Below are 22621 nucleotides of genomic sequence, written 5' to 3'. Positions count from 1 at the left end.
CACGTGAAAATAACAATCAATAGGTATGATGATGAAAGAAGATCAGAAAAATAAAATACCCGAAGACATTCTGAAACAGCTATTATCCGTTGATCCGGAAACCGTTTATGCCAGTGGTTACGCCTCATGGCAGGAGGGGGATTATTCGCGCGCCGTAATCGATTTTAGTTGGCTGGTGATGGCCCAGCCATGGAGTTGGCGTGCCCATATTGCATTGGCTGGCACCTGGATGATGCTTAAAGAATACACGACGGCCATTAATTTCTATGGACATGCCTTGATGCTGGATGCCAGCCATCCAGAACCGGTTTACCAAACGGGCGTCTGTCTCAAAATGATGGGGGAACCCGGGTTGGCGAGAGAGGCTTTTCAAACCGCAATCAAGATGAGTTATGCGGATGCCTCATGGAGTGAGATTCGCCAGAATGCGCAAATAATGGTTGATACTCTTATTGCTTAAATAACAGAACGAAATATGAAAATTCATATTCCGTCAGCGGCAAGTAATATAGTCGATGGTAATAGTCCTCCTTCCGATATACAAGCGAAGGAGGTATCGTTTCCTCCCCCTGAAATTCCAGCGCCTGGTACCCCCGCAGCCCCTGTGCTGCTTACGCCTGAACAAATAAGGCAGCAGAGGGATTATGCTATACATTTTATGCAATACACTATTCGTGCGCTGGGTGCGACAGTCGTGTTTGGGTTATCGGTTGCTGCAGCGGTAATTTCTGGCGGGGCAGGATTACCCATTGCTATTCTTGCGGGGGCGGCGCTCGTGATTGCTATTGGGGATGCTTGCTGTGCGTATCATAATTATCAATCGATATGTCAGCAAAAGGAGCCATTACAAACCGCCAGTGATAGCGTTGCTCTTGTGGTCAGTGCGCTGGCCTTAAAATGTGGGGCAAGTCTTAACTGCGCTAACACCCTTGCTAATTGTCTTTCTTTATTAATACGTTCAGGAATCGCTATTTCTATGTTGGTTTTACCCCTACAGTTTCCACTGCCCGCGGCTGAAAATATTGCGGCCTCTTTGGACATGGGGAGTGTAATTACCTCCGTTAGCCTGACGGCGATAGGTGCGGTACTGGATTATTGCCTTGCCCGCATCTCTGGCGACGATCAGGAAAATTCTGTTGATGAACTTTATGCCGATCCCAGTGCGTTATTGGCGGAACAAATGGCAGCGCTCTGTCAATCTGCTACTGCACCTGCATTAATGGACAGTTCTGGTCATACATCTCGGGGAGAACCATGAAACCTGTTAGCCCAAATGCTCAGGTAGGAGGGCAACGTCCTGTTAACGCGCCTGAGGAATCACCTCCATGTCCCTCATTGCCACATCCGGAAACCAATATGGAGAGTGGTAGAATAGGTCCTCAACAAGGAAAAGAGCGGTTATTGGCCGGACTTGCGAAACGAGTGATAGAGTGTTTTCCAAAAGAAATTTTTAGTTGGCAAACGGTTATTTTGGGCGGACAGATTTTATGCTGTTCCGCTGGAATAGCATTAACAGTGCTAAGTGGTGGAGGCGCGCCGCTCGTAGCCCTGGCAGGGATTGGCCTTGCTATTGCCATCGCGGATGTCGCCTGTCTTATCTACCATCATAAACATCATTTGCCTATGGCTCACGACAGTATAGGCAATGCCGTTTTTTATATTGCTAATTGTTTCGCCAATCAACGCAAAAGTATGGCGATTGCTAAAGCCGTCTCCCTGGGCGGTAGATTAGCCTTAACCGCGACGGTAATGACGCATTCATACTGGAGTGGTAGTTTGGGACTACAGCCTCATTTATTAGAGCGTCTTAATGATATTACCTATGGACTAATGAGTTTTACTCGCTTCGGTATGGATGGGATGGCAATGACCGGTATGCAGGTCAGCAGCCCATTATATCGTTTGCTGGCTCAGGTAACGCCAGAACAACGTGCGCCGGAGTAATCGTTTTCAGGTATATACCGGATGTTCATTGCTTTCTAAATTTTGCTATGTTGCCAGTATCCTTACGATGTATTTATTTTAAGGAAAAGCATTATGGATATTGCACAATTAGTGGATATGCTCTCCCACATGGCGCACCAGGCAGGCCAGGCCATTAATGACAAAATGAATGGTAATGATTTGCTCAACCCAGAATCGATGATTAAAGCGCAATTTGCCTTACAGCAGTATTCTACATTTATTAATTACGAAAGTTCACTGATCAAAATGATCAAGGATATGCTTAGTGGAATCATTGCTAAAATCTGAAGTTATTAGCGACGATGTTCGACGGTTGCTGCTGGAAATCATGTTTGCGGGCGTTAACCATAGCCTGATTTCCCAGGTACATGCGATGTTACCAGCGCTAACGGTTATTGTTCCGGATAAAAAATTACAGTTGGTATGTCTGGCATTATTGTTGGCGGGTTTAAATGAGCCGCTAAAAGCCGCGAAAATTTTATCGGATATAGATTTGCCAGAGGCTATGGCGCTGCGTCTGTTATTTCCTGCACCAAATGAGGGGTTTGAAAATTGAATATTTCTGATATGAGCGTAGTGCCTGTAAGCACTCAATCTTATGTAAAGTCCTCTGCAGAACCGAGCCAGGAGCAAATTAATTTTTTTGAACAATTGCTGAAAGATGAAGCATCCACCAGTAACGCCAGTGCTTTATTACCGCAGGTTATGTTGACCAGACAAATGGATTATATGCAGTTAACGGTAGGCGTCGATTATCTTGCCAGAATATCAGGCGCAGCATCGCAAGCGCTTAATAAGCTGGATAACATGGCATGAAGGTTCATCGTATAGTATTTCTTACTGTCCTTACGTTCTTTCTTACGGCATGTGATGTGGATCTTTATCGCTCATTGCCAGAGGATGAGGCGAATCAAATGCTGGCATTACTTATGCAGCATCATATTGATGCGGAAAAAAAACAGGAAGAGGACGGTGTTACCTTACGTGTCGAGCAGTCGCAGTTTATTAATGCGGTTGAGCTACTTAGACTTAACGGTTATCCGCATCGTCAGTTTACAACGGCGGATAAGATGTTTCCGGCTAATCAGTTAGTGGTATCACCCCAGGAAGAACAGCAGAAGATTAATTTTTTAAAAGAACAAAGAATTGAAGGAATGCTGAGTCAGATGGAGGGCGTGATTAATGCAAAAGTGACCATTGCGCTACCGACTTATGATGAGGGAAGTAACGCTTCTCCGAGCTCAGTTGCCGTATTTATAAAATATTCACCACAGGTCAATATGGAGGCCTTTCGGGTAAAAATTAAGGATTTAATAGAGATGTCAATCCCTGGGTTGCAATACAGTAAGATTAGTATCTTGATGCAGCCTGCTGAATTCAGAATGGTAGCTGACGTACCCGCGAGACAAACATTCTGGATTATGGACGTTATCAACGCCAATAAAGGGAAGGTGGTGAAGTGGTTGATGAAATACCCTTATCAGTTGATGTTATTGTTGACAGGACTGTTATTAGGAGTGGGCATCCTGATCGGCTATTTTTGCCTGAGACGCCGTTTTTGAGCCGACCTGATCCCGAGGTGTTGCAACTTTATCGTTATTTCTGGCAACCTGCTCGTTACGCTGTACCGGAATGGCTGGATAAGCTGGGCTTTCATCTTTCAAACTGCTGGCGTTATGGCGATCGGCCCGAGTTGGATCGTCTTCTTGACAGAGCGTTAAATAGACTAAGAGGAAGCTCTGTTATTCCAGCCTGTTTAAATGACAGGCAAAAACGGCAGGTTCGTCTTGCGCCGCGTATATCGGCATTTGCCTTTGGGCTGGGATTATTCAAACTCAGGTGTAGTGACTATTTTATGCTACCAGAGTATCGGCAATTGCTTCTACAGTGGTTTAGCGAGGATGAGATCTGGCAGCTATATGGTTGGTTGGGGCAAAGAGATGGCAAATTACTTCCTCCGCAAGTGATGCAACAAACTGCATTGCAGATCGGTACCGCCATTCTTAATCGGGAAGCGCATGACGATGCGGTTTTACATGCGCTATTAGTATTATTACCCCCTCCGCAGCGTATACTTTGGCCGAAGACTTCTCTTACCGAGATTATCTTCATGGAGCATTTGCTATGAGTTTTACTTCACTTCCTCTGACGGAAATTAACCATAAGCTACCCGCTCGAAATATTATTGAGTCACAGTGGATAACATTACAATTAACTTTATTTGCGCAAGAGCAACAAGCTAAGAGAGTTTCACATGCTATTGTGAGCTCCGCTTACCGTAAGGCTGAAAAAATCATCCGAGACGCCTATCGTTATCAGCGTGAACAGAAAGTTGAGCAGCAACAAGAACTAGCGTGCTTGCGTAAAAATACGCTGGAAAAAATGGAAGTGGAATGGTTGGAACAGCATGTAAAACATTTACAAGAAGATGAAAATCAATTTCGTTCATTGGTCGATCACGCAGCGCATCATATTAAAAATAGTATAGAACAGGTTCTGTTGGCCTGGTTCGACCAACAGTCGGTAGACAGTGTTATGTGCCATCGTCTGGCACGCCAGGCCACGGCTATGGCGGAAGAGGGAGCGCTTTATTTGCGTATTCATCCTGAAAAAGAGGCATTGATGCGTGAAACTTTTGGCAAGCGGTTTACGTTGATTATCGAGCCTGGTTTCTCTCCCGATCAGGCTGAACTTTCCTCAACACGATATGCCGTTGAGTTTTCACTTTCTCGTCATTTCAACGCGTTACTGAAATGGTTACGTAATGGTGAAGATAAAAGAGGTAGCGATGAATATTAAAATTAATGAGATAAAAATGACGCCCCCTACAGCATTTACCCCTGGCCAGGTTATAGAGGAACAAGAGGTTATTTCGCCTTCAATGTTAGCTCTCCAGGAGTTACAGGAAACGACGGGGGCAGCGCTCTATGAGACGATGGAAGAAATAGGAATGGCGCTGAGTGGTAAACTGCGCGAAAGTAATAAATTCACTGATGCTGAGAAACTGGAGCGCAGGCAGCAGGCTTTGCTGCGTTTGATAAAACAAATACAGGAGGATAATGGGGCAGCGTTGCGTCCGCTTACCGAAGAGAATAGTGATCCTGATTTACAGAATGCGTATCAAATTATCGCTCTTGCAATGGCGCTTACTGCCGGCGGGTTGTCAAAAAAGAAAAAACGCGATTTGCAATCGCAACTGGATACGCTTACAGCGGAGGAGGGATGGGAACTTGCCGTTTTTAGTTTACTGGAACTTGGCGAAGTGGATACCGCTACGCTGTCCTCGCTGAAGCGTTTTATGCAACAGGCGATAGACAACGATGAAATGCCCTTATCGCAGTGGTTCAGACGCGTGGCAGACTGGCCGGATCGCTGTGAACGGGTCCGTATTTTGCTAAGAGCAATAGCCTTTGAGCTTAGCATATGCATCGAACCCTCGGAGCAAAGTCGTTTGGCCGCAGCATTAGTACGTTTGCGTCGTTTGCTGTTATTCCTTGGCCTTGAAAAAGAGTGCCAGCGTGAGGAGTGGATTTGCCAGTTGCCGCCTAATACATTACTGCCGCTACTACTCGATATTATTTGTGAGCGCTGGCTTTTCAGTGATTGGTTGCTTGATAGACTTACCGCTATAGTTTCTTCATCGAAGATGTTCAATCGGTTACTCCAACAACTTGATGCGCAGTTTATGCTGATACCCGATAACTGTTTTAACGACGAAGATCAACGTGAACAAATTCTCGAAACGCTTCGTGAAGTAAAGATAAATCAGGTTTTATTCTGATACCTGGCTTTCAATATTTAGGTAAATTGGCTTTCTGGCTCATCATGAGGCGTCAGGATGGATTGGGATCTCATTACTGAACGTAATATTCAGCTTTTTATTCAATTAGCAGGATTAGCTGAACGGCCTTTAGCGACCAATATGTTCTGGCGGCAAGGACAATATGAAACCTATCTAAACTATCATAACGGTCGTATTCACTTATGTCAGATACTCAAGCAAACCTTCTTAGACGAAGAACTGCTTTTTAAAGCGTTGGCTAACTGGAAACCCGCAGCGTTCCAGGGTATTCCTCAACGATTATTTTTGTTGCGCGATGGGCTTGCAATGAGTTTTTCTCCACCTCTTTCCAGCTCCGCCGAGCTCTGGTTACGATTACATCATCGACAAATAAAATTTCTGGAGTCGCAATGCGTTCATGGTTAGGTGAGGGAGTCAGGGCGCAACAGTGGCTCAGTGTATGCGCGGGTCGGCAGGATATGGTTCTGGCGACGGTGTTATTAATCGCTATTGTGATGATGCTGTTACCTTTGCCGACCTGGATGGTTGATATCCTGATTACTATCAACCTTATGTTTTCAGTGATCCTGCTCTTAATTGCTATTTATCTTAGTGACCCTCTCGATTTATCGGTATTTCCGTCTTTATTACTTATTACTACATTATATCGTTTGTCACTCACAATCAGCACATCACGGCTGGTACTGTTACAACATAATGCCGGTAATATTGTGGATGCTTTCGGTAAGTTTGTCGTAGGAGGAAATCTCACCGTTGGGTTGGTCGTATTTACCATCATTACTATCGTGCAATTTATTGTCATTACAAAAGGTATCGAGAGGGTGGCGGAAGTTAGCGCACGTTTCTCGCTTGATGGGATGCCAGGCAAACAAATGAGTATCGATGGCGATTTGCGTGCCGGAGTTATCGATGCAGACCATGCCCGTACATTAAGACAGCATGTCCAGCAGGAAAGCCGCTTTCTCGGTGCGATGGACGGTGCGATGAAATTTGTTAAAGGCGATACGATTGCCGGTATTATTGTTGTTCTGGTGAACATTATCGGCGGTATCATTATCGCTATCGTACAATATGATATGTCGATGAGTGAGGCTGTTCACACTTATAGCGTACTGTCAATCGGAGATGGTTTATGTGGGCAAATTCCATCGCTGCTGATTTCCCTTAGCGCGGGAATTATTGTCACCCGTGTCCCGGGTGAGAAACGCCAGAACCTGGCGACAGAGTTGAGTTCTCAAATTGCCAGACAACCTCAGTCGCTCATATTAACCGCTGTGGTTTTAATGCTCCTCGCTTTAATTCCTGGCTTTCCTTTTATCACTCTCGCTTTCTTTTCAGCGTTGTTAGCATTGCCAATTATCCTCATTCGCCGCAAAAAGTCTGTGGTTTCCGCAAATGGCGTCGAAGCACCGGAAAAAGATAGTATGGTTCCCGGCGCATGTCCTCTAATCTTACGTCTTAGCCCGACGTTACATTCTGCCGACCTGATTCGTGATATTGACGCCATGAGATGGTTTTTATTTGAGGATACCGGCGTCCCTCTCCCTGAGGTGAATATTGAGGTTTTGCCTGAACCCACCGAAAAATTGACGGTACTGCTATATCAGGAACCCGTATTTAGTTTATCTATTCCCGCTCAGGCGGATTATTTATTGATAGGCGCGGACGCTAGTGTGGTGGGTGACAGCCAGACGTTACCGAACGGGATGGGGCAGATCTGTTGGCTTACAAAAGACATGGCCCATAAGGCGCAAGGTTTTGGACTGGACGTTTTCGCGGGCAGCCAACGTATCTCTGCCTTATTAAAATGTGTCCTGCTTCGGCATATGGGAGAGTTTATTGGTGTTCAGGAAACGCGTTATCTAATGAATGCGATGGAAAAAAACTACTCTGAGCTGGTGAAAGAGCTTCAGCGCCAGTTACCCATTAATAAAATCGCTGAAACTTTGCAACGGCTTGTATCAGAGCGGGTTTCTATTAGAGATTTACGTCTTATTTTCGGCACCTTAATTGACTGGGCGCCACGTGAAAAAGATGTCCTGATGTTGACAGAATATGTCCGTATCGCGCTTCGTCGTCATATTCTGCGTCGTCTTAATCCGGAAGGAAAACCGCTGCCGATTTTGCGGATCGGCGAAGGTATTGAAAACCTCGTGCGTGAATCCATTCGCCAGACGGCAATGGGGACCTATACTGCGCTGTCGTCTCGTCATAAGACGCAGATCCTGCAACTTATCGAGCAGGCGCTGAAGCAGTCAGCCAAATTATTCATTGTCACTTCTGTCGACACCCGACGTTTCTTGCGAAAAATTACAGAAGCCACCTTGTTCGACGTACCGATTTTGTCATGGCAGGAATTAGGAGAGGAGAGCCTTATACAAGTGGTAGAAAGTATTGACCTTAGCGAAGAGGAGTTGGCGGACAATGAAGAATGAATTGATGCAACGTCTGAGGCTGAAATATCCGCCCCCCGATGGTTATTGTCGATGGGGCCGAATTCAGGATGTCAGCGCAACGTTGTTAAATGCGTGGTTGCCTGGGGTATTTATGGGCGAGTTGTGCTGTATAAAGCCTGGAGAAGAACTTGCTGAAGTCGTGGGGATTAATGGCAGCAAAGCTTTGCTATCTCCTTTTACGAGTACAATCGGGCTTCACTGCGGGCAGCAAGTGATGGCCTTAAGGCGACGCCATCAGGTTCCCGTGGGCGAAGCGTTATTAGGGCGAGTTATTGATGGCTTTGGTCGTCCCCTTGATGGCCGCGAACTGCCCGACGTCTGCTGGAAAGACTATGATGCAATGCCTCCTCCCGCAATGGTTCGACAGCCTATCACTCAACCATTAATGACGGGGATTCGCGCTATTGATAGCGTTGCGACCTGTGGCGAAGGGCAACGAGTGGGTATTTTTTCTGCTCCTGGCGTGGGGAAAAGCACGCTTCTGGCGATGCTGTGTAATGCGCCAGACGCAGACAGCAATGTTCTGGTGTTAATTGGTGAACGTGGACGAGAAGTCCGCGAGTTCATCGATTTTACACTGTCTGAAGAGACCCGAAAACGTTGTGTCATTGTTGTCGCAACCTCTGACAGACCCGCCTTAGAGCGCGTGAGGGCGCTGTTTGTGGCCACCACGATAGCAGAATTTTTTCGCGATAATGGAAAGCGAGTCGTCTTGCTTGCCGACTCACTGACGCGTTATGCCAGGGCCGCACGGGAAATCGCTCTGGCCGCCGGAGAGACCGCGGTTTCTGGAGAATATCCGCCAGGCGTATTTAGTGCATTGCCACGACTTTTAGAACGTACAGGAATGGGGGAAAAAGGCAGTATTACCGCATTTTATACGGTACTGGTGGAAGGCGATGATATGAATGAGCCGTTGGCGGATGAAGTCCGTTCACTACTTGATGGACATATTGTGCTATCCCGGCGGCTTGCAGAGAGGGGGCATTATCCTGCCATTGACGTGCTGGCAACGCTCAGCCGCGTTTTTCCAGTCGTTACCAGCCATGAGCATCGTCAACTGGCGGCGATATTGCGGCGGCGCCTGGCGCTTTACCTGGAGGTTGAACTGTTAATACGCATTGGGGAATACCAGCGAGGAGTTGATACTGATACTGACAAAGCCATTGATACCTATCCGGATATTTGCACATTTTTGCGACAAAGTAAGGATGAAGTATGCGGACCCGAGCTACTTATAGAAAAATTACACCAAATACTCACCGAGTGATCATGGAAACTTTGCTGGAGATAATCGCGCGGCGTGAAAAGCAATTACGCGGCAAGCTTACCGTACTTGATCAGCAGCAACAGGCGATTATTACGGAACAGCAGATTTGCCAGACGCGCGCTTTAGCAGTGTCTACCAGACTGAAAGAATTAATGGGCTGGCAAGGTACGTTATCTTGTCATTTATTGTGGGATAAGAAACAACAAATGGCCGGGTTATTCACTCAGGCGCAGAGCTTTTTGACGCAACGGCAGCAGTTAGAGAATCAGTATCAGCAGCTTGTCTCCCGGCGAAGCGAATTACAGAAGAATTTTAATGCGCTTATGAAAAAGAAAGAAAAAATTACTATGGTATTAAGCGATGCGTATTACCAAAGTTGAGGGAAGTCTTGGGTTGCCATGCCAGTCTTATCAGGATGATAACGAGGCGGAGGCGGAACGTATGGACTTTGAACAACTCATGCACCAGGCATTACCCATTGGTGAGAATAATCCTCCTGCAGCATTGAATAAGAACGTGGTTTTCACGCAACGTTATCGTGTTAGTGGCGGTTATCTTGACGGTGTAGAGTGTGAAGTCTGTGAATCAGGGGGGCTAATCCAGTTAAGAATCAATGTCCCTCATCATGAAATTTACCGTTCGATGAAAGCGCTAAAGCAGTGGCTGGAGTCTCAGTTGCTGCATATGGGGTATATAATTTCCCTGGAGATATTCTATGTTAAGAATAGCGAATGAAGAGCGTCCGTGGGTGGAGATACTTCCAACGCAAGGCGCTACCATTGGTGAGCTGACATTGAGTATGCAACAATATCCAGTACAGCAAGGGACATTATTTACCATAAATTATCATAATGAGCTGGGTAGGGTGTGGATTGCAGAACAATGCTGGCAGCGCTGGTGTGAAGGGCTAATTGGCACCGCTAATCGATCGGTTATCGATCCTGAATTGCTATATGGAATAGCTGAATGGGGGCTGGCGCCGTTATTGCAAGCCAGTGATGCAACCCTCTGTCAGAACGAGCCGCCAACATCCTGCAGTAATCTACCACATCAGCTAGCGTTGCATATTAAATGGACAGTTGAAGAACATGAGTTCCATAGCATTATTTTTACATGGCCAACGGGTTTTTTGCGCAATATAGTCGGAGAGCTTTCTGCTGAGCGACAACAGATTTATCCTGCCCCTCCTGTAGTAGTCCCTGTATATTTAGGCTGGTGCCAGCTTACGTTAATTGAACTTGAGTCTATCGAAATCGGCATGGGCGTTCGGATTCATTGCTTTGGCGACATCAGACTCGGTTTTTTTGCTATTCAACTACCTGGGGGGATCTACGCGAGGGTGTTGCTGACAGAGGATAACACGATGAAATTTGATGAATTAGTCCAGGATATCGAAACGCTACTTGCGTCAGGGAGTCCAATGTCAAAGAGTGACGGAACATCTTCAGTAGAACTTGAGCAGATACCACAACAGGTGCTCTTTGAGATCGGACGTGCGAGTCTGGAAATTGGACAATTACGACAACTTAAAACGGGGGACGTTTTGCCTGTAGGTGGATGTTTTGCGCCAGAGGTGACGATAAGAGTAAATGACCGTATTATTGGGCAAGGTGAGTTGATTGCCTGTGGCAATGAATTTATGGTGCGTATTACACGTTGGTATCTTTGCAAAAATACAGCGTAAACCTGATAAGAAAAATAATATGCGAACAATATAATAGCGTTCCAGGTCGTGTCATGAGAGATACAGTATGTCTTTACCCGATTCGCCTTTGCAACTGATTGGTATATTGTTTCTGCTTTCAATACTGCCTCTCATTATCGTCATGGGAACCTCTTTCCTTAAACTGGCGGTGGTATTTTCGATTTTACGAAATGCTCTGGGTATTCAACAAGTTCCCCCAAATATCGCACTGTATGGCCTCGCACTTGTACTTTCCTTATTCATTATGGGGCCGACGCTATTAGCGGTAAAAGAGCGCTGGCATCCGGTTCAGGTCGCTGGCGCTCCTTTCTGGACGTCTGAGTGGGACAGTAAAGCATTAGCGCCTTATCGACAGTTTTTGCAAAAAAACTCTGAAGAGAAGGAAGCCAATTATTTTCGGAATTTGATAAAACGAACTTGGCCTGAAGACATAAAAAGAAAGATAAAACCTGATTCTTTGCTCATATTAATTCCGGCATTTACGGTGAGTCAGTTAACGCAGGCATTTCGGATTGGATTACTTATTTATCTTCCCTTTCTGGCTATTGACCTGCTTATTTCAAATATACTGCTGGCTATGGGGATGATGATGGTGTCGCCGATGACCATTTCATTACCGTTTAAGCTGCTAATATTTTTACTGGCAGGCGGTTGGGATCTGACACTGGCGCAATTGGTACAGAGCTTTTCATGAATGATTCTGAATTGACGCAATTTGTAACGCAACTTTTATGGATCGTCCTTTTTACGTCTATGCCGGTGGCGTTGGTGGCATCGGTAGTTGGTGTCATCGTAAGCCTTGTTCAGGCCTTGACTCAAATACAGGACCAAACGCTACAGTTCATGATTAAATTATTGGCAATTGCAATAACCTTAATGGTCAGCTACCCATGGCTTAGCGGTATCCTGTTGAATTATACCCGGCAGATAATGTTACGAATTGGAGAGCATGGTTGAATGGCACAACAGGTAAATGAGTGGCTTATTGCATTGGCTGTGGCTTTTATTCGACCATTAAGCCTTTCTTTATTACTTCCCCTATTAAAAAGTGGCAGTTTAGGGGCCGCTCTTTTACGTAATGGCGTGCTTATGTCACTTACCTTTCCCATATTACCAATCATTTACCAGCAGAAGATTATGATGCATATTGGTAAAGATTACAGTTGGTTAGGGTTAGTCACCGGAGAGGTGATTATTGGTTTTTTAATTGGGTTTTGTGCGGCGGTTCCCTTTTGGGCCGTTGATATGGCGGGGTTTCTGCTTGATACTTTACGTGGCGCGACAATGGGTACGATATTCAATTCTACAATAGAAGCTGAAACCTCACTTTTTGGCTTGCTTTTCAGCCAGTTTTTGTGTGTTATTTTCTTTATAAGCGGCGGCATGGAGTTTATATTAAACATTCTGTATGAGTCATATCAATATTTACCACCAGGGCGTACTTTATTATTTGACCGGCAATTTTTAAAATATATCCAGGCAGAGTGGAGAACGCTTTATCAATTATGTGTCAGTTTCTCTCTTCCTGCCATAATATGTATGGTATTAGCCGATCTGGCTTTAGGTCTTTTAAATCGGTCGGCACAACAATTGAATGTGTTTTTCTTCTCAATGCCGCTCAAAAGTATATTGGTTCTACTGACGCTCCTGATCTCATTCCCTTATGCTCTTCATCACTATTTGGTTGAAAGCGATAAATTTTATATTTATCTAAAAGACTGGTTTCCATCTGTATGAGCGAGAAAACAGAACAGCCTACAGAAAAGAAATTACGTGATGGCCGTAAGGAAGGGCAGGTTGTCAAAAGTATTGAAATAACATCATTATTTCAGCTGATTGCGCTTTATTTGTATTTTCATTTCTTTACTGAAAAGATGATTTTGATACTGATTGAGTCAATAACTTTCACATTACAATTAGTAAATAAACCATTTTCTTATGCATTAACGCAATTGAGTCATATTTTAATAGAGTCATTGGCTTCTGTACTGCTGTTTCTGGGCGCTGGGGTAATAGTTGCTACTGTGGGTAGCGTGTTTCTTCAGGTGGGGGTGGTTATTGCCAGCAAGGCCATTGGTTTTAAAAGCGAGCATATAAATCCGGTAAGTAATTTTAAGCAGATATTCTCTTTACATAGCGTAGTAGAATTATGTAAATCCAGCCTAAAAGTTATCATGTTATCTCTTATCTTTGCCTTTTTCTTTTATTATTATGCCAGTACTTTTCGGGCGTTACCGTACTGTGGGTTAGCCTGTGGCGTGCTTGTGGTTTCTTCTTTAATAAAATGGTTATGGGTAGGGGTGATGGCTTTTTATATCGTCGTTGGCATACTGGACTATTCTTTTCAATATTATAAGATTAGAAAAGATCTAAAAATGAGTAAAGATGACGTAAAACAAGAGCATAAAGATCTGGAGGGCGACCCTCAAATGAAGACACGGCGTCGGGAAATGCAGAGTGAAATACAAAGTGGGAGTTTAGCTCAATCTGTTAAACAATCTGTTGCGGTAGTGCGTAATCCAACGCATATTGCGGTTTGTCTTGGCTATCATCCCACCGATATGCCAATACCACGTGTCCTGGAAAAAGGCAGTGATGCTCAAGCTAACTATATTGTTAACATCGCTGAACGCAACTGCATCCCCGTTGTTGAAAATGTTGAGCTGGCCCGCTCATTATTTTTTGAAGTGGAACGCGGAGATAAAATTCCTGAAACGTTATTTGAACCCGTTGCAGCCTTGTTACGTATGGTGATGAAGATAGATTATGCGCATTCTACCGAAACACCATAAATGCTTTTGGTATGCTTCTTCAGGCCACTGCGAAGGTTAAGAGGGTAATAGCGTATAGAGCAGTGCTTGACGATAAAGGTGAGAGACTGAAAATAATCGCTTTTAGCCTGGCACAAGCACCAGATAGCGTATTATAAAATTAAACAAGATAATGGATTGGTGCGTCTGAATGGACTCGAACCATCGACCCCCACCATGTCAAGGTGGTGCTCTAACCAACTGAGCTACAGACGCATTAAAATGATGGTGCGTTCAATTGGACTCGAACCAACGACCCCCACCATGTCAAGGTGGTGCTCTAACCAACTGAGCTATGAACGCAACGTTGTAGGTGACAACGGGGACGAATATTAGCGTCACAACCGCAATGAGGCAAGAGGGAAATCGCAATTTTCTTCCTGAAATCACCTGATTGCGGTGGAAATATGCAACATGTCGAGAAAATAGCCGCCATGCGACGGCTATCGTCGTATTATCGCGCAGCGCGCTGCAAAATGATGGCGGACGGCTGACGTTGTAGATAGCGCATCCGTAGCATCATTAACACCGCCGCCGAGGTCAGGCCGATGATGAACCCCATCCAGAAGCCTGCCGGTCCCATACGATCCACCACCAAATCCGTTAACGCCAGGATATAACCGCTGGGTAAACCTAACACCCAGTAGGCGGTAAAGGTGATAAAAAAGATGGAACGCGTATCTTTATAACCGCGCAGAATACCGCTGCCGATAACCTGTATAGAGTCGGAAATCTGGTAAACCGCAGCGAGCAGCATTAATTGCGCGGCAAGCGCCACGACCTCAGGGTTGTCATTGTAGAGCAAAGCAATATGCTTACGCAGAGTAACGGTAAAAATAGCGGTAACCACAGCCATACAAATGCCGACGCCTAAACCGGTACGCGCTGCGGTTTGCGCATCCAGCGTTGAGCCCTGGCCCAGACGATAACCCACTCGAATCGTTACCGCCGCAGCCAGCGACATCGGCAGTACGAACATCAGCGAGCTAAAGTTAAGCGCAATCTGATGACCGGCGACATCCACAATACCTAATGGCGAAACCAGCAGCGCAACGACCGCAAATAACGTCACTTCAAAGAACAGCGCCAGCGCAATCGGCAACCCCAGTTGAATCAGGCGCTTCATGACGACGCTATCAGGTTTGCCAAAGCCTTTTTCATTACGAATATCACGCATTGAACGCGCGTGTTTAATGTAAGAAAGCATGGCGATAAACATCACCCAATAGACCGCCGCAGTCGCAACGCCGCAGCCGATACCGCCGAGTTCCGGCATACCAAAATGGCCATAGATAAAAATATAGTTCACCGGAATATTCACCAGCAGGCCCAAAAATCCCATCACCATACCCGGTTTGGTTTTGGCCAGACCTTCGCACTGGTTTCGCGCTACCTGAAAGAAAAGGTATCCTGGCGCGCCCCACAGCAGCGCGCGAAGATAACCCACGGCTTTATCGGCCAGCGCCGGATCAATATTATGCATAGAGCGGATAATGTATCCGGCATTCCACAGGACGATCATCACCAGCACGGAGACAAAGCCCGCCAGCCAGAACCCTTGTCGAACCTGATGCGCGATACGCTCACGACGGCCGGAGCCATTGAGTTGCGCAATCACAGGCGTCAAGGCCAGCAGTAAGCCGTGACCAAACAAAATGGCGGGAAGCCAGATAGAGGTGCCGATAGCGACGGCAGCCATGTCCGTAGCGCTATAGCCTCCCGCCATGACGGTATCGACGAATCCCATTGCGGTCTGTGCCACTTGCGCAAGGATCACCGGTATCGCTAACGCTAATAACTGACGCGCTTCACTGGTATACTTCTGCACGTATTCACCTTTTATTTTGTTGTTATATGAAAGACTAAAAAGCCGCCGTAGTGGCAGCCAAAAGAAATAGCAGGGGAAATTTCAGTCTATTGTAGCGGGGTATTACTATTTCTCCAGTGAAAAAACAGTTGTTAACGGCGCATTGCTGGCAAGCTGTTTTTCCACCTGCTATTGTGCTGAACAGTTCTGCTTTTATTTATTTCAGGAGTTGAAGATATGTTTACGGGGATCGTGCAGGGTACCGCGAAACTGGTATCGATTGATGAAAAACCCAACTTTCGCACCCATGTGGTGACGTTACCGGACTACATGCTGGAGGGGCTGGAGACGGGGGCGTCGGTAGCGCATAACGGATGCTGTTTGACGGTGACTGAAATAAACGGTAACCAGATAAGTTTTGATCTGATGAAAGAAACGTTGCGCATCACCAATCTGGGCGCGTTGAGGGTAGGTGATGAGGTCAACGTAGAGCGCGCCGCCAAATTCAGCGATGAAATCGGTGGTCATCTGATGTCGGGGCATATTATTACGACGGCGGAGATCGCGAAAATCCTGACCTCCGAAAATAACCATCAGGTGTGGTTTAAAGTGCAGGATGCGTCCCTGATGAAGTATATCCTGTACAAAGGCTTTATCGGCGTCGACGGCATCAGTTTGACCGTCGGCGAGGTAACGCCAACGCGCTTCTGCGTGCATCTCATTCCGGAAACGTTGGAACGTACTACGCTTGGCAGAAAAAAACTGGGTGAGCGTGTGAATATCGAGATCGATCCGCAAACGCAGGCGGTTGTCGATACCGTAGAACGCGTACTGGCTGCGCGAGAAAATGCGGTCAGAAATCAGGCCGACATTGGCTAACGGAAAATAAGATTCCCCCGCATGAAATGCGGGGGAGATGATTAGCGAGGAACGCGCAGTCCGTTTTCAACGCCGCGCGTAAATACCACCTGCCAAAGCTGGATATCACGCGCGCGAAACGCACCCGCGCAGGCGTTGAGATAATAGCTGAACATACGTTTAAAGCGCTCGTTATAATTGCCCGCAATCTCTGGCCAGGCATTGATAAAGCGCTCATGCCACGCCATCAGAGTCGTGTCATAGTCGGCGCCAAAGTTATGCCAGTCTTCCATTACAAAGTGTGATTCGCTGGCCTCGGCGATTTGACGAACAGACGGCAAACAACCGTTGGGGAAAATATACTTATTGATCCACGGATCGACATTATGATCGGTTTTTTTAGAACCAATAGTATGGAGCAGGAAAAGACCATCCGGTTTTAAATTCCTGTCAACGACCTCAAAATAGGTGTTGTAGTTTTTTGGCCCGACATGTTCGAACATGCCGACGGAGACGATTCGGTCAAACTGATCGTTAAGGTCGCGATAATCTTCCAGGAGAATGGAGACATCCAGACCTTCGCAACGCGTCTGCGCCATTTTTTGTTGTTCAGCGGAGATCGTTACGCCCACCACGCTAACGCCATAATGGGTCGCCATATATTGCGACAGACCGCCCCAGCCGCAGCCGATATCCAGCACACGCATCCCCGGTTGTAGCTGTAGCTTTTCGCAAATTAATTTCAGCTTGGCTTGCTGTGCCGCTTCCAGCGTATCGGCATCTTTCCAGTAGGCGCAAGAATATTGCATATAGGGATCGAGCATACGGGAAAAAAGGTCATTACCAAGATCGTAATGTTCCTTGCCGACAATCCAGGCGCGTTTTTTACTTTGTAGATTAATCAGACGCGCGCCGAGGATACGGAGCGTATCTTTAACATGGTGGGGGAGTTGATTTTCAAGACCGGCACGTAAGACTTTGCTGAAGAAAATATCCAGACGCTCGCATTCCCACCAGCCATCCATGTAACTCTCACCTAACCCCAACGATCCTTCCTGAAGGACGCGTTTAAAAAAATCGGGATTCTTAACACGAATGTCAGACGGGGCGGAACCATTAATTGTAATATCCGCGCGACTTAACAATTCGTTGGCGATTCGGTACCAGTTATCATCCGGTACGCTGACTTCTTCTATACACGATGAACTCATAGTTTCTCCATCACTGGACGGTGATCAGAACCTTAAAACAGCGTAGACGCTTTTTTGGCTTTGTGAGAAATCCCACGGACAATTCCGTGAGCCAGTTATCCGACGTAGAACAGAGGAAGGGAGGAGCCCTTGCCGAAAAGGCCATCCATGGTGAATCGGGAACGCTCCGGTTCCCGTTAATGCCTAATAATTATCGTAATATAAACAACCGGGAATCAGTATAGGCCGCAATTTTTGATGATTCAACCGAAAATTGTTAGCGTGCTAATTACCAGCGGTTAACAAGTGTTTAGTGAGACTTGTCGTGGGCGACATTGGCATGGGGAAATCCGGTCTCAGCGCAATCTGCATGAGACTGCATTTTGTAACCTAACGCCGCCAGAACAACGGTAGAGAGCATTACGCTGGTGGTGGTCAGCAGCGGCGTGCTGATGAGCCATGAAACCACCAGGCTTGCCAGGAAACATAACCCCAGTTGCAGCGTATTTTGTAGCGCCGCAGCGCGCCCCGTGGCTTGAGGGAAAGGGCGTAACGCTTGCGCGACGACGATAGGGTAGATGGCGCCATTAGCAATCGCCATTACGCAGAAAGGAATCAGGATCTCCACCAGTGAGGCATTATTCAGAAGGCCCGCTCCCCAGGTGGCGATAACGCTCAGCGCGTACAGCCCTAACAGCCACGGAAGCAATTGGTAGCCCTGCCATTTTTGTAGCGCCGCGCGGCAACCATATCCGCCAATCAGAAAAGCGATGGTTTGCGGAACATAGCTCAGGCCAATCACTGCCGGGCTGTAACCCATCGCGCTGAGAATAAACGGGGACCCTGTTAGCCACGCAAAAAAGCTGGCGGAACAGGCGGCATAAATCAGCACATTACCGCGATAGGTTTTAGAGCGTAACAACGTCGCGAAAGTGAGTTTATCCTGTCCTTCGGTACGCGCTTTTACCGATGGTTTTAAACGCAGCGCCGGCAACATCAGCAACAACGTAATCACGAACAGAGTGGCGAAAATCGCCTGCCATGAGAAATGCGTCAGTATCCAGCTTCCCAGTAAGGGCGCAAGTGCCGGGGATAATCCCACCAGTGGCATGATAGTGGCGAAGATACGATTAATTTTTTGCGAAGGATAATAATCGGTCACCAGCGCTTGCCAGATTACCGTTGCCGCACAAACGCCGACGGCCTGCACAAAGCGCAGCGTCAGCAGTGCTGCCGCGCTTTCTACCCACAGCATCCCCAGACTTCCGAGTGCAAAGATAGATAACCCCAGCAGTAAAATCGGTTTACGGCCATAACGATCCGATAGCGGTCCCCAGAGGAGTTGCGCGACGGCAAAGCCAGCTAAAAACAGGCTGAGGCTGGCGCTGACCGCGGCGGCAGGCGTTTGTAAATCCGCCTGTATGGCGGCAAACGCGGGCAGGTACATGTCCGTAGCCAGAAATCCCAGCACGCTAAGACCGGCTAACCAGACTAAAAAACCTTTTCCAGGTTGCATATTTGTTTCTCTTTCTTATCAGACAGACATTGTCGCAGAGTGTAGGGAGTGAAATTACGGTTGTGAAACGTTAATATTTGTCCAGTGAATTCAAAATTTTTGTAGGCAAATTATGTGGTCGGAATACTCGCTTGAAGTGGTTGACGCCGTAGCGCGCAATGGCAGTTTTAGCGCGGCGGCGCAGGAACTGCACCGTGTGCCTTCAGCAGTCAGTTACACCGTTCGTCAGTTAGAGGAGTGGCTGGCCGTACCGCTTTTTGTACGACGTCACCGTGATGTTGAACTGACGCCTGCTGGCGTCTGGTTTTTAAAAGAAGGGCGTTCTGTTATCAAAAAAATGCAGATCACTCGCCAACAGTGTCAGCAAATTGCTAATGGCTGGCGCGGGCAGTTAGCTATTGCGGTGGACAATATCGTCAGACCAGAACGTACCCGGCAGATGATCGTCGATTTCTATCGCCATTTTGACGATGTGGAACTGCTGGTTTTTCAGGAGGTGTTTAACGGCGTCTGGGACGCGCTCTCCGACGGGCGTGTCGAACTGGCGATTGGGGCGACGCAGGCGATTCCGGTAGGGGGGCGTTACGCTTTTCGGGATATGGGGACCCTGAGCTGGAGCTGTGTAGTGGCAAGCGATCATCCGCTGGCGTCAATGCCTGGGCCGTTAAGCGATGATACCCTGCGCAACTGGCCGTCGCTGGTCAGGGAAGACACTTCGCGAACCTTACCGAAACGGATTACCTGGCTGCTGGATAACCAAAAAAGGGTCGTCGTACCGGACTGGGAGTCATCGGCAACCTGCCTGTCGGCAGGATTATGCGTGGGAATGGTGCCGACGCATTTTGCCCGACAGTGGATAGACAGCGGAAAATGGGTGGCGCTGACGTTAGAGAATCCGTTTCCCGATGCGGCCTGTTGCGTGACGTGGCAGCAAAACGAGGCCTCGCCCGCGCTGGCATGGCTGCTGGACTATTTGGGCGATAGCGAAACGTTGAATCGGGAGTGGCTGCGGGAGCCAGAAGAGGCTCCCGACAGCGGGGATTAACGCCGATAGTCGCGGAACGGGCCGTCAGCGACCGAGCGACGCTCAACTAGGCGTGGATGAACTTCAATAGACTGTGACTCTTCACGCTTATTGACGATGCGATCCAATAGCATATTAAATGCGGTTTCGCCTAAAGAGTCTTTGGGCTGGTGAATCGTCGTCAGCGCCGGGGTAAAGTAACGGGCGTTACGCACATTGTCATAACCGATCACCGAAACGTCCTGCGGTACGCGAAGCCCCATTTCGTCAGCCGCGCAAAGCGCGCCCATCGCCATAATATCGCCGCCGCAGAAAACGGCGGTAGGGCGATGTGACTGCGATAAAATTTGCTGCATCGCGTGGTAACCGGATTCCGGCTCGAAGTCGCCCTGAACAATCCAGTTGTCCGGCACGTTGATCAGCGCCTCCTCCATGGCTTTCATAAAGCCTGCCAGCCGGCCCGCGCCGGTGTTGCGCTCCAGCGGGCCGGGAATAACGCCGATATCCCGGTGGCCGCGCTCAACCAGATAACGACCCGCCATATAGCCGCCTGCAAAGGCGTTATCAATCACCGTGTCGGTAAAATCGGCCTTCGCCTCGCCCCAGTCCATCACCACCATCGGAATATGGCGATACTCTTCCAGCATGGAAAGCAGAGGTTCTGGATACTCAGAACACATCACCAGCAGGCCATCCACGCGCTTTTGCGCCATCATGGACAGGTAGGCGCGCTGTTTTTCCAGGTTATTCCAGGCGTTGCCTAAAATCAGCGTATAGCCTTTCTGGAAACAGTTTTTTTCAACCGCCTCGATAATTTCGGCAAAATAGGCCGCTTCGCTGCTGGTCGCCAGTAAGCCTATCGACTTGGTATGGTTAACCTTCAGGCTACGCGCGACGGCGCTGGGAGAGTAGTGCAGCTCTTTAATTGCCGCCCAGACCGCGTTACGCGTTTCTTCAGCGACAAAACGCGTTTTGTTGATTACGTGTGATACAGTTGTAGTGGAAACGTTTGCTCGTTTCGCTACATCTTTAATTGTTGCCATTACATTTCACTCCAGACCCTCGCTAAGCTCCTGAGAAACGCCAGGTAAACGTTTGCCTACACACACCCTAATCGCAACATCAGGGTTGCGGCACGCCGGAAAAACGACACGGAACGTCAGGAAGGGGTCAATGGCCGTTACGCTAATTCAGTAAGCCTGGAATTTTGTCTGATCTTGAGGAAAAGGGGAAGCGTTAAAAACAGTTATCAATATAAAACATGAGAGATTTTTGTGCGGGAATGTGCAAAAATGCGCTATATCACTTTTTGTGTGGGAATAAAAAGGAGAAAACTTGATGAGTACCGACCTGAAATTTTCGTTGATTACTACGCTGATTGTTCTGGGCGTGATTGTCGCAGGTGGATTAACGGCCGCTCTGCACTGATTTCCTCTCTTCTGAGGGTGGGCGTCTCCTCTATTCTATCCCTCTCTAAAACGCAGAAGGCGTACCTTCTGCGTACTCAGACTTATGCGGCGAGATTTTTCGCAACAAATTCCCAGTTAACCAGCGCCCAGAAATGCTCCAGATAGTTTGGACGGGCGTTGCGGTAGTCGATGTAATACGCGTGTTCCCACACATCAACCGTCAGCAACGGCGTTGCATCCGTAGTCAGCGGCGTACCGGCATTTGAGGTAGAAACGATAGCCAGTTTGCCATCAGCGCTTTTTACCAGCCATGTCCATCCGGAACCAAAGTTTTTGATAGCGGCATCGGTGAACTGCGCTTTAAATTCCGCGAAGCTGCCAAAAGATGCCGCGATAGCTTCAGCCAGTTTCCCGGTCGGTTCGCCGCCAGCGTTTGGCGCCAGGCAGTTCCAGTAGAAGGTGTGGTTCCATACCTGAGCGGCGTTATTAAAGATGCCGCCTTCGGAAGTGCGCACGATCTCTTCCAGCGATTTGCCTTCAAACGCCGTGCCTTTGATCAAATTGTTAAGATTGGTCACGTAAGTCTGATGATGTTTGCCATAGTGATATTCCAGCGTCTCAGCAGAAATATGCGGTGCCAGAGCATCTTTGGCATACGGTAATGCAGGTAATTCGAACGACATTGCTTCTCTCCTTATTATTAATATTGCGCACGCACAATACCCCTGGTGCGCGTAAGGATAGGGTAGCAAATTGAGCGGTGGCGCAAAAGAAGAAGTTATCCTGTCGTTAAACGACAGGATAAAATA

Annotated in this window: 28 protein-coding genes and 2 tRNA genes; 23 read left to right on the top strand and 7 right to left on the bottom strand. The window is 47.5% G+C overall.

Going from position 1 to position 22621, the window contains the following annotated elements:
* Window positions 1–25 precede the first annotated feature (25 nt).
* The 20 genes from sscB to ssaU all read left to right on the top strand — a co-directional run bounded on the left by sscB (window position 26) and on the right by ssaU (window position 13990).
* Window positions 26–460, top strand: coding sequence for a SycD/LcrH family type III secretion system chaperone SscB (gene sscB / locus N7E69_RS21200; protein WP_000979963.1), 435 nt, complete (start codon window positions 26–28; stop codon window positions 458–460).
* Window positions 461–475: 15 nt separating this feature from the next.
* Window positions 476–1258, top strand: a complete 783-nt coding sequence (gene sseF / locus N7E69_RS21195) for a type III secretion systems effector SseF (RefSeq protein WP_000690716.1) — start codon at window positions 476–478, stop codon at window positions 1256–1258.
* Window positions 1255–1944: a pathogenicity island 2 effector protein SseG gene (gene sseG / locus N7E69_RS21190; protein WP_000805846.1), complete on the top strand. Its 690-nt coding sequence runs from the start codon at window positions 1255–1257 to the stop codon at window positions 1942–1944. The genes sseF and sseG overlap by 4 nt, the downstream gene beginning before the upstream one ends.
* A gap of 93 nt (window positions 1945–2037) precedes the next feature.
* Window positions 2038–2253 carry a type III secretion system needle filament protein SsaG gene (gene ssaG, locus N7E69_RS21185; RefSeq protein WP_000350226.1) on the top strand — a complete coding sequence of 72 codons (216 nt, stop codon included), beginning with the start codon at window positions 2038–2040 and terminating at the stop codon, window positions 2251–2253.
* Window positions 2231–2521: an EscG/YscG/SsaH family type III secretion system needle protein co-chaperone gene (locus N7E69_RS21180; RefSeq protein ID WP_000444713.1), complete on the top strand. Its 291-nt coding sequence runs from the start codon at window positions 2231–2233 to the stop codon at window positions 2519–2521. Before ssaG ends, N7E69_RS21180 begins: the two co-directional genes overlap by 23 nt.
* Before the next feature lie 11 nt (window positions 2522–2532).
* Window positions 2533–2781: a SctI family type III secretion system inner rod subunit SsaI gene (gene ssaI / locus N7E69_RS21175; RefSeq protein WP_001574409.1), complete on the top strand. Its 249-nt coding sequence runs from the start codon at window positions 2533–2535 to the stop codon at window positions 2779–2781.
* Window positions 2778–3527 (top strand): SPI-2 type III secretion system apparatus lipoprotein SsaJ, encoded by a 750-nt coding sequence (gene ssaJ / locus N7E69_RS21170; protein WP_000862875.1) that lies wholly within the window; start codon window positions 2778–2780, stop codon window positions 3525–3527. The genes ssaI and ssaJ overlap by 4 nt, the downstream gene beginning before the upstream one ends.
* Before the next feature lie 17 nt (window positions 3528–3544).
* Window positions 3545–4093, top strand: coding sequence for a type III secretion system domain-containing protein (locus N7E69_RS21165; RefSeq protein WP_001526945.1), 549 nt, complete (start codon window positions 3545–3547; stop codon window positions 4091–4093).
* A complete protein-coding gene (ssaK, locus tag N7E69_RS21160; RefSeq protein WP_000011203.1) occupies window positions 4090–4764 on the top strand; it encodes an SPI-2 type III secretion system apparatus protein SsaK in 675 nt (224 codons plus the stop codon). Before N7E69_RS21165 ends, ssaK begins: the two co-directional genes overlap by 4 nt.
* The gene (gene ssaL, locus N7E69_RS21155) at window positions 4730–5746 is read left to right on the top strand and encodes an SPI-2 type III secretion system apparatus protein SsaL (RefSeq protein WP_000238880.1); all 1017 of its coding nucleotides are present in this window, start codon (window positions 4730–4732) and stop codon (window positions 5744–5746) included. The genes ssaK and ssaL overlap by 35 nt, the downstream gene beginning before the upstream one ends.
* A gap of 57 nt (window positions 5747–5803) precedes the next feature.
* Window positions 5804–6172, top strand: coding sequence for an SPI-2 type III secretion system apparatus protein SsaM (gene ssaM / locus N7E69_RS21150; RefSeq protein WP_000383703.1), 369 nt, complete (start codon window positions 5804–5806; stop codon window positions 6170–6172).
* Window positions 6157–8202: an SPI-2 type III secretion system apparatus protein SsaV gene (gene ssaV / locus N7E69_RS21145; RefSeq protein ID WP_001258231.1), complete on the top strand. Its 2046-nt coding sequence runs from the start codon at window positions 6157–6159 to the stop codon at window positions 8200–8202. The genes ssaM and ssaV overlap by 16 nt, the downstream gene beginning before the upstream one ends.
* On the top strand, window positions 8192–9493 hold the full coding sequence (ssaN, locus tag N7E69_RS21140; RefSeq protein WP_000787214.1) for a SctN family type III secretion system ATPase SsaN: 1302 nt from the start codon (window positions 8192–8194) through the stop codon (window positions 9491–9493). Before ssaV ends, ssaN begins: the two co-directional genes overlap by 11 nt.
* 2 nt (window positions 9494–9495) lie before the next feature.
* Window positions 9496–9873, top strand: a complete 378-nt coding sequence (ssaO, locus tag N7E69_RS21135) for an SPI-2 type III secretion system apparatus protein SsaO (RefSeq protein ID WP_000449091.1) — start codon at window positions 9496–9498, stop codon at window positions 9871–9873.
* Complete coding sequence (ssaP, locus tag N7E69_RS21130) at window positions 9854–10228, top strand: SPI-2 type III secretion system apparatus protein SsaP (RefSeq protein ID WP_001223304.1); 375 nt, start codon at window positions 9854–9856, stop codon at window positions 10226–10228. Before ssaO ends, ssaP begins: the two co-directional genes overlap by 20 nt.
* The gene (gene ssaQ, locus N7E69_RS21125; protein WP_000944195.1) at window positions 10209–11177 is read left to right on the top strand and encodes an SPI-2 type III secretion system cytoplasmic ring protein SsaQ; all 969 of its coding nucleotides are present in this window, start codon (window positions 10209–10211) and stop codon (window positions 11175–11177) included. Before ssaP ends, ssaQ begins: the two co-directional genes overlap by 20 nt.
* Window positions 11178–11244: 67 nt before the next feature.
* On the top strand, window positions 11245–11892 hold the full coding sequence (gene ssaR / locus N7E69_RS21120; RefSeq protein ID WP_000056367.1) for an SPI-2 type III secretion system export apparatus protein SsaR: 648 nt from the start codon (window positions 11245–11247) through the stop codon (window positions 11890–11892).
* Complete coding sequence (ssas, locus tag N7E69_RS21115; protein WP_000999979.1) at window positions 11889–12155, top strand: SPI-2 type III secretion system apparatus protein SsaS; 267 nt, start codon at window positions 11889–11891, stop codon at window positions 12153–12155. Before ssaR ends, ssas begins: the two co-directional genes overlap by 4 nt.
* Complete coding sequence (ssaT, locus tag N7E69_RS21110; RefSeq protein ID WP_000068761.1) at window positions 12156–12935, top strand: SPI-2 type III secretion system apparatus protein SsaT; 780 nt, start codon at window positions 12156–12158, stop codon at window positions 12933–12935. It begins immediately after the preceding gene.
* On the top strand, window positions 12932–13990 hold the full coding sequence (gene ssaU / locus N7E69_RS21105; protein WP_001291719.1) for an SPI-2 type III secretion system apparatus protein SsaU: 1059 nt from the start codon (window positions 12932–12934) through the stop codon (window positions 13988–13990). Before ssaT ends, ssaU begins: the two co-directional genes overlap by 4 nt.
* A 157-nt stretch (window positions 13991–14147) precedes the next feature.
* Here ssaU and N7E69_RS21100 read toward each other — a convergent pair.
* From N7E69_RS21100 to mdtK, 3 genes are all read right to left on the bottom strand, one after another.
* Window positions 14148–14224 (bottom strand) — tRNA-Val (locus N7E69_RS21100).
* A 10-nt stretch (window positions 14225–14234) separates the two neighbouring features.
* Window positions 14235–14311, bottom strand: a tRNA-Val gene (locus N7E69_RS21095).
* 151 nt (window positions 14312–14462) lie between these two features.
* Window positions 14463–15836, bottom strand: coding sequence for a multidrug efflux MATE transporter MdtK (mdtK, locus tag N7E69_RS21090; RefSeq protein WP_001175077.1), 1374 nt, complete (start codon window positions 15834–15836; stop codon window positions 14463–14465).
* Between the two features lie 216 nt (window positions 15837–16052).
* Between mdtK and N7E69_RS21085 the strand changes: the two genes are divergently transcribed.
* Entirely contained in the window at window positions 16053–16694 is a 642-nt protein-coding gene (locus tag N7E69_RS21085; protein ID WP_000493971.1) for a riboflavin synthase, read from the top strand.
* Between the two features lie 41 nt (window positions 16695–16735).
* Here the strand turns inward: N7E69_RS21085 and cfa are convergent, their stop codons facing one another.
* Together cfa and punC are read right to left on the bottom strand one after the other, a co-directional pair.
* Complete coding sequence (gene cfa / locus N7E69_RS21080; RefSeq protein ID WP_000098879.1) at window positions 16736–17884, bottom strand: cyclopropane fatty acyl phospholipid synthase; 1149 nt, start codon at window positions 17882–17884, stop codon at window positions 16736–16738.
* Window positions 17885–18173: 289 nt separating this feature from the next.
* On the bottom strand, window positions 18174–19379 hold the full coding sequence (punC, locus tag N7E69_RS21075) for a purine nucleoside transporter PunC (RefSeq protein ID WP_001182316.1): 1206 nt from the start codon (window positions 19377–19379) through the stop codon (window positions 18174–18176).
* 112 nt (window positions 19380–19491) lie between these two features.
* Between punC and punR the strand changes: the two genes are divergently transcribed.
* Complete coding sequence (gene punR / locus N7E69_RS21070; RefSeq protein WP_000269523.1) at window positions 19492–20424, top strand: DNA-binding transcriptional activator PunR; 933 nt, start codon at window positions 19492–19494, stop codon at window positions 20422–20424.
* Here the strand turns inward: punR and purR are convergent.
* On the bottom strand, window positions 20421–21446 hold the full coding sequence (purR, locus tag N7E69_RS21065) for an HTH-type transcriptional repressor PurR (RefSeq protein WP_000190993.1): 1026 nt from the start codon (window positions 21444–21446) through the stop codon (window positions 20421–20423). The two genes, punR and purR, sit on opposite strands and share 4 nt — an antisense overlap.
* Window positions 21447–21741: 295 nt before the next feature.
* Here purR and N7E69_RS21060 point away from each other — a divergent pair, with 295 nt between their 5' ends.
* Entirely contained in the window at window positions 21742–21831 is a 90-nt protein-coding gene (locus N7E69_RS21060; protein ID WP_000102277.1) for a YnhF family membrane protein, read from the top strand.
* Window positions 21832–21913: 82 nt separating this feature from the next.
* Here the strand turns inward: N7E69_RS21060 and sodB are convergent, their stop codons facing one another.
* Window positions 21914–22495: a superoxide dismutase [Fe] gene (gene sodB / locus N7E69_RS21055; RefSeq protein ID WP_000007300.1), complete on the bottom strand. Its 582-nt coding sequence runs from the start codon at window positions 22493–22495 to the stop codon at window positions 21914–21916.
* Window positions 22496–22621 lie beyond the last annotated feature (126 nt).

The sequence above is a fragment of the Salmonella sp. 3C genome, from assembly GCF_025426275.1.
Lineage (GTDB): Bacteria > Pseudomonadota > Gammaproteobacteria > Enterobacterales > Enterobacteriaceae > Salmonella > Salmonella enterica.
Note: the sequence above shows the minus strand (reverse complement) of the source record. Positions and strands in the feature narration are given on the sequence as shown.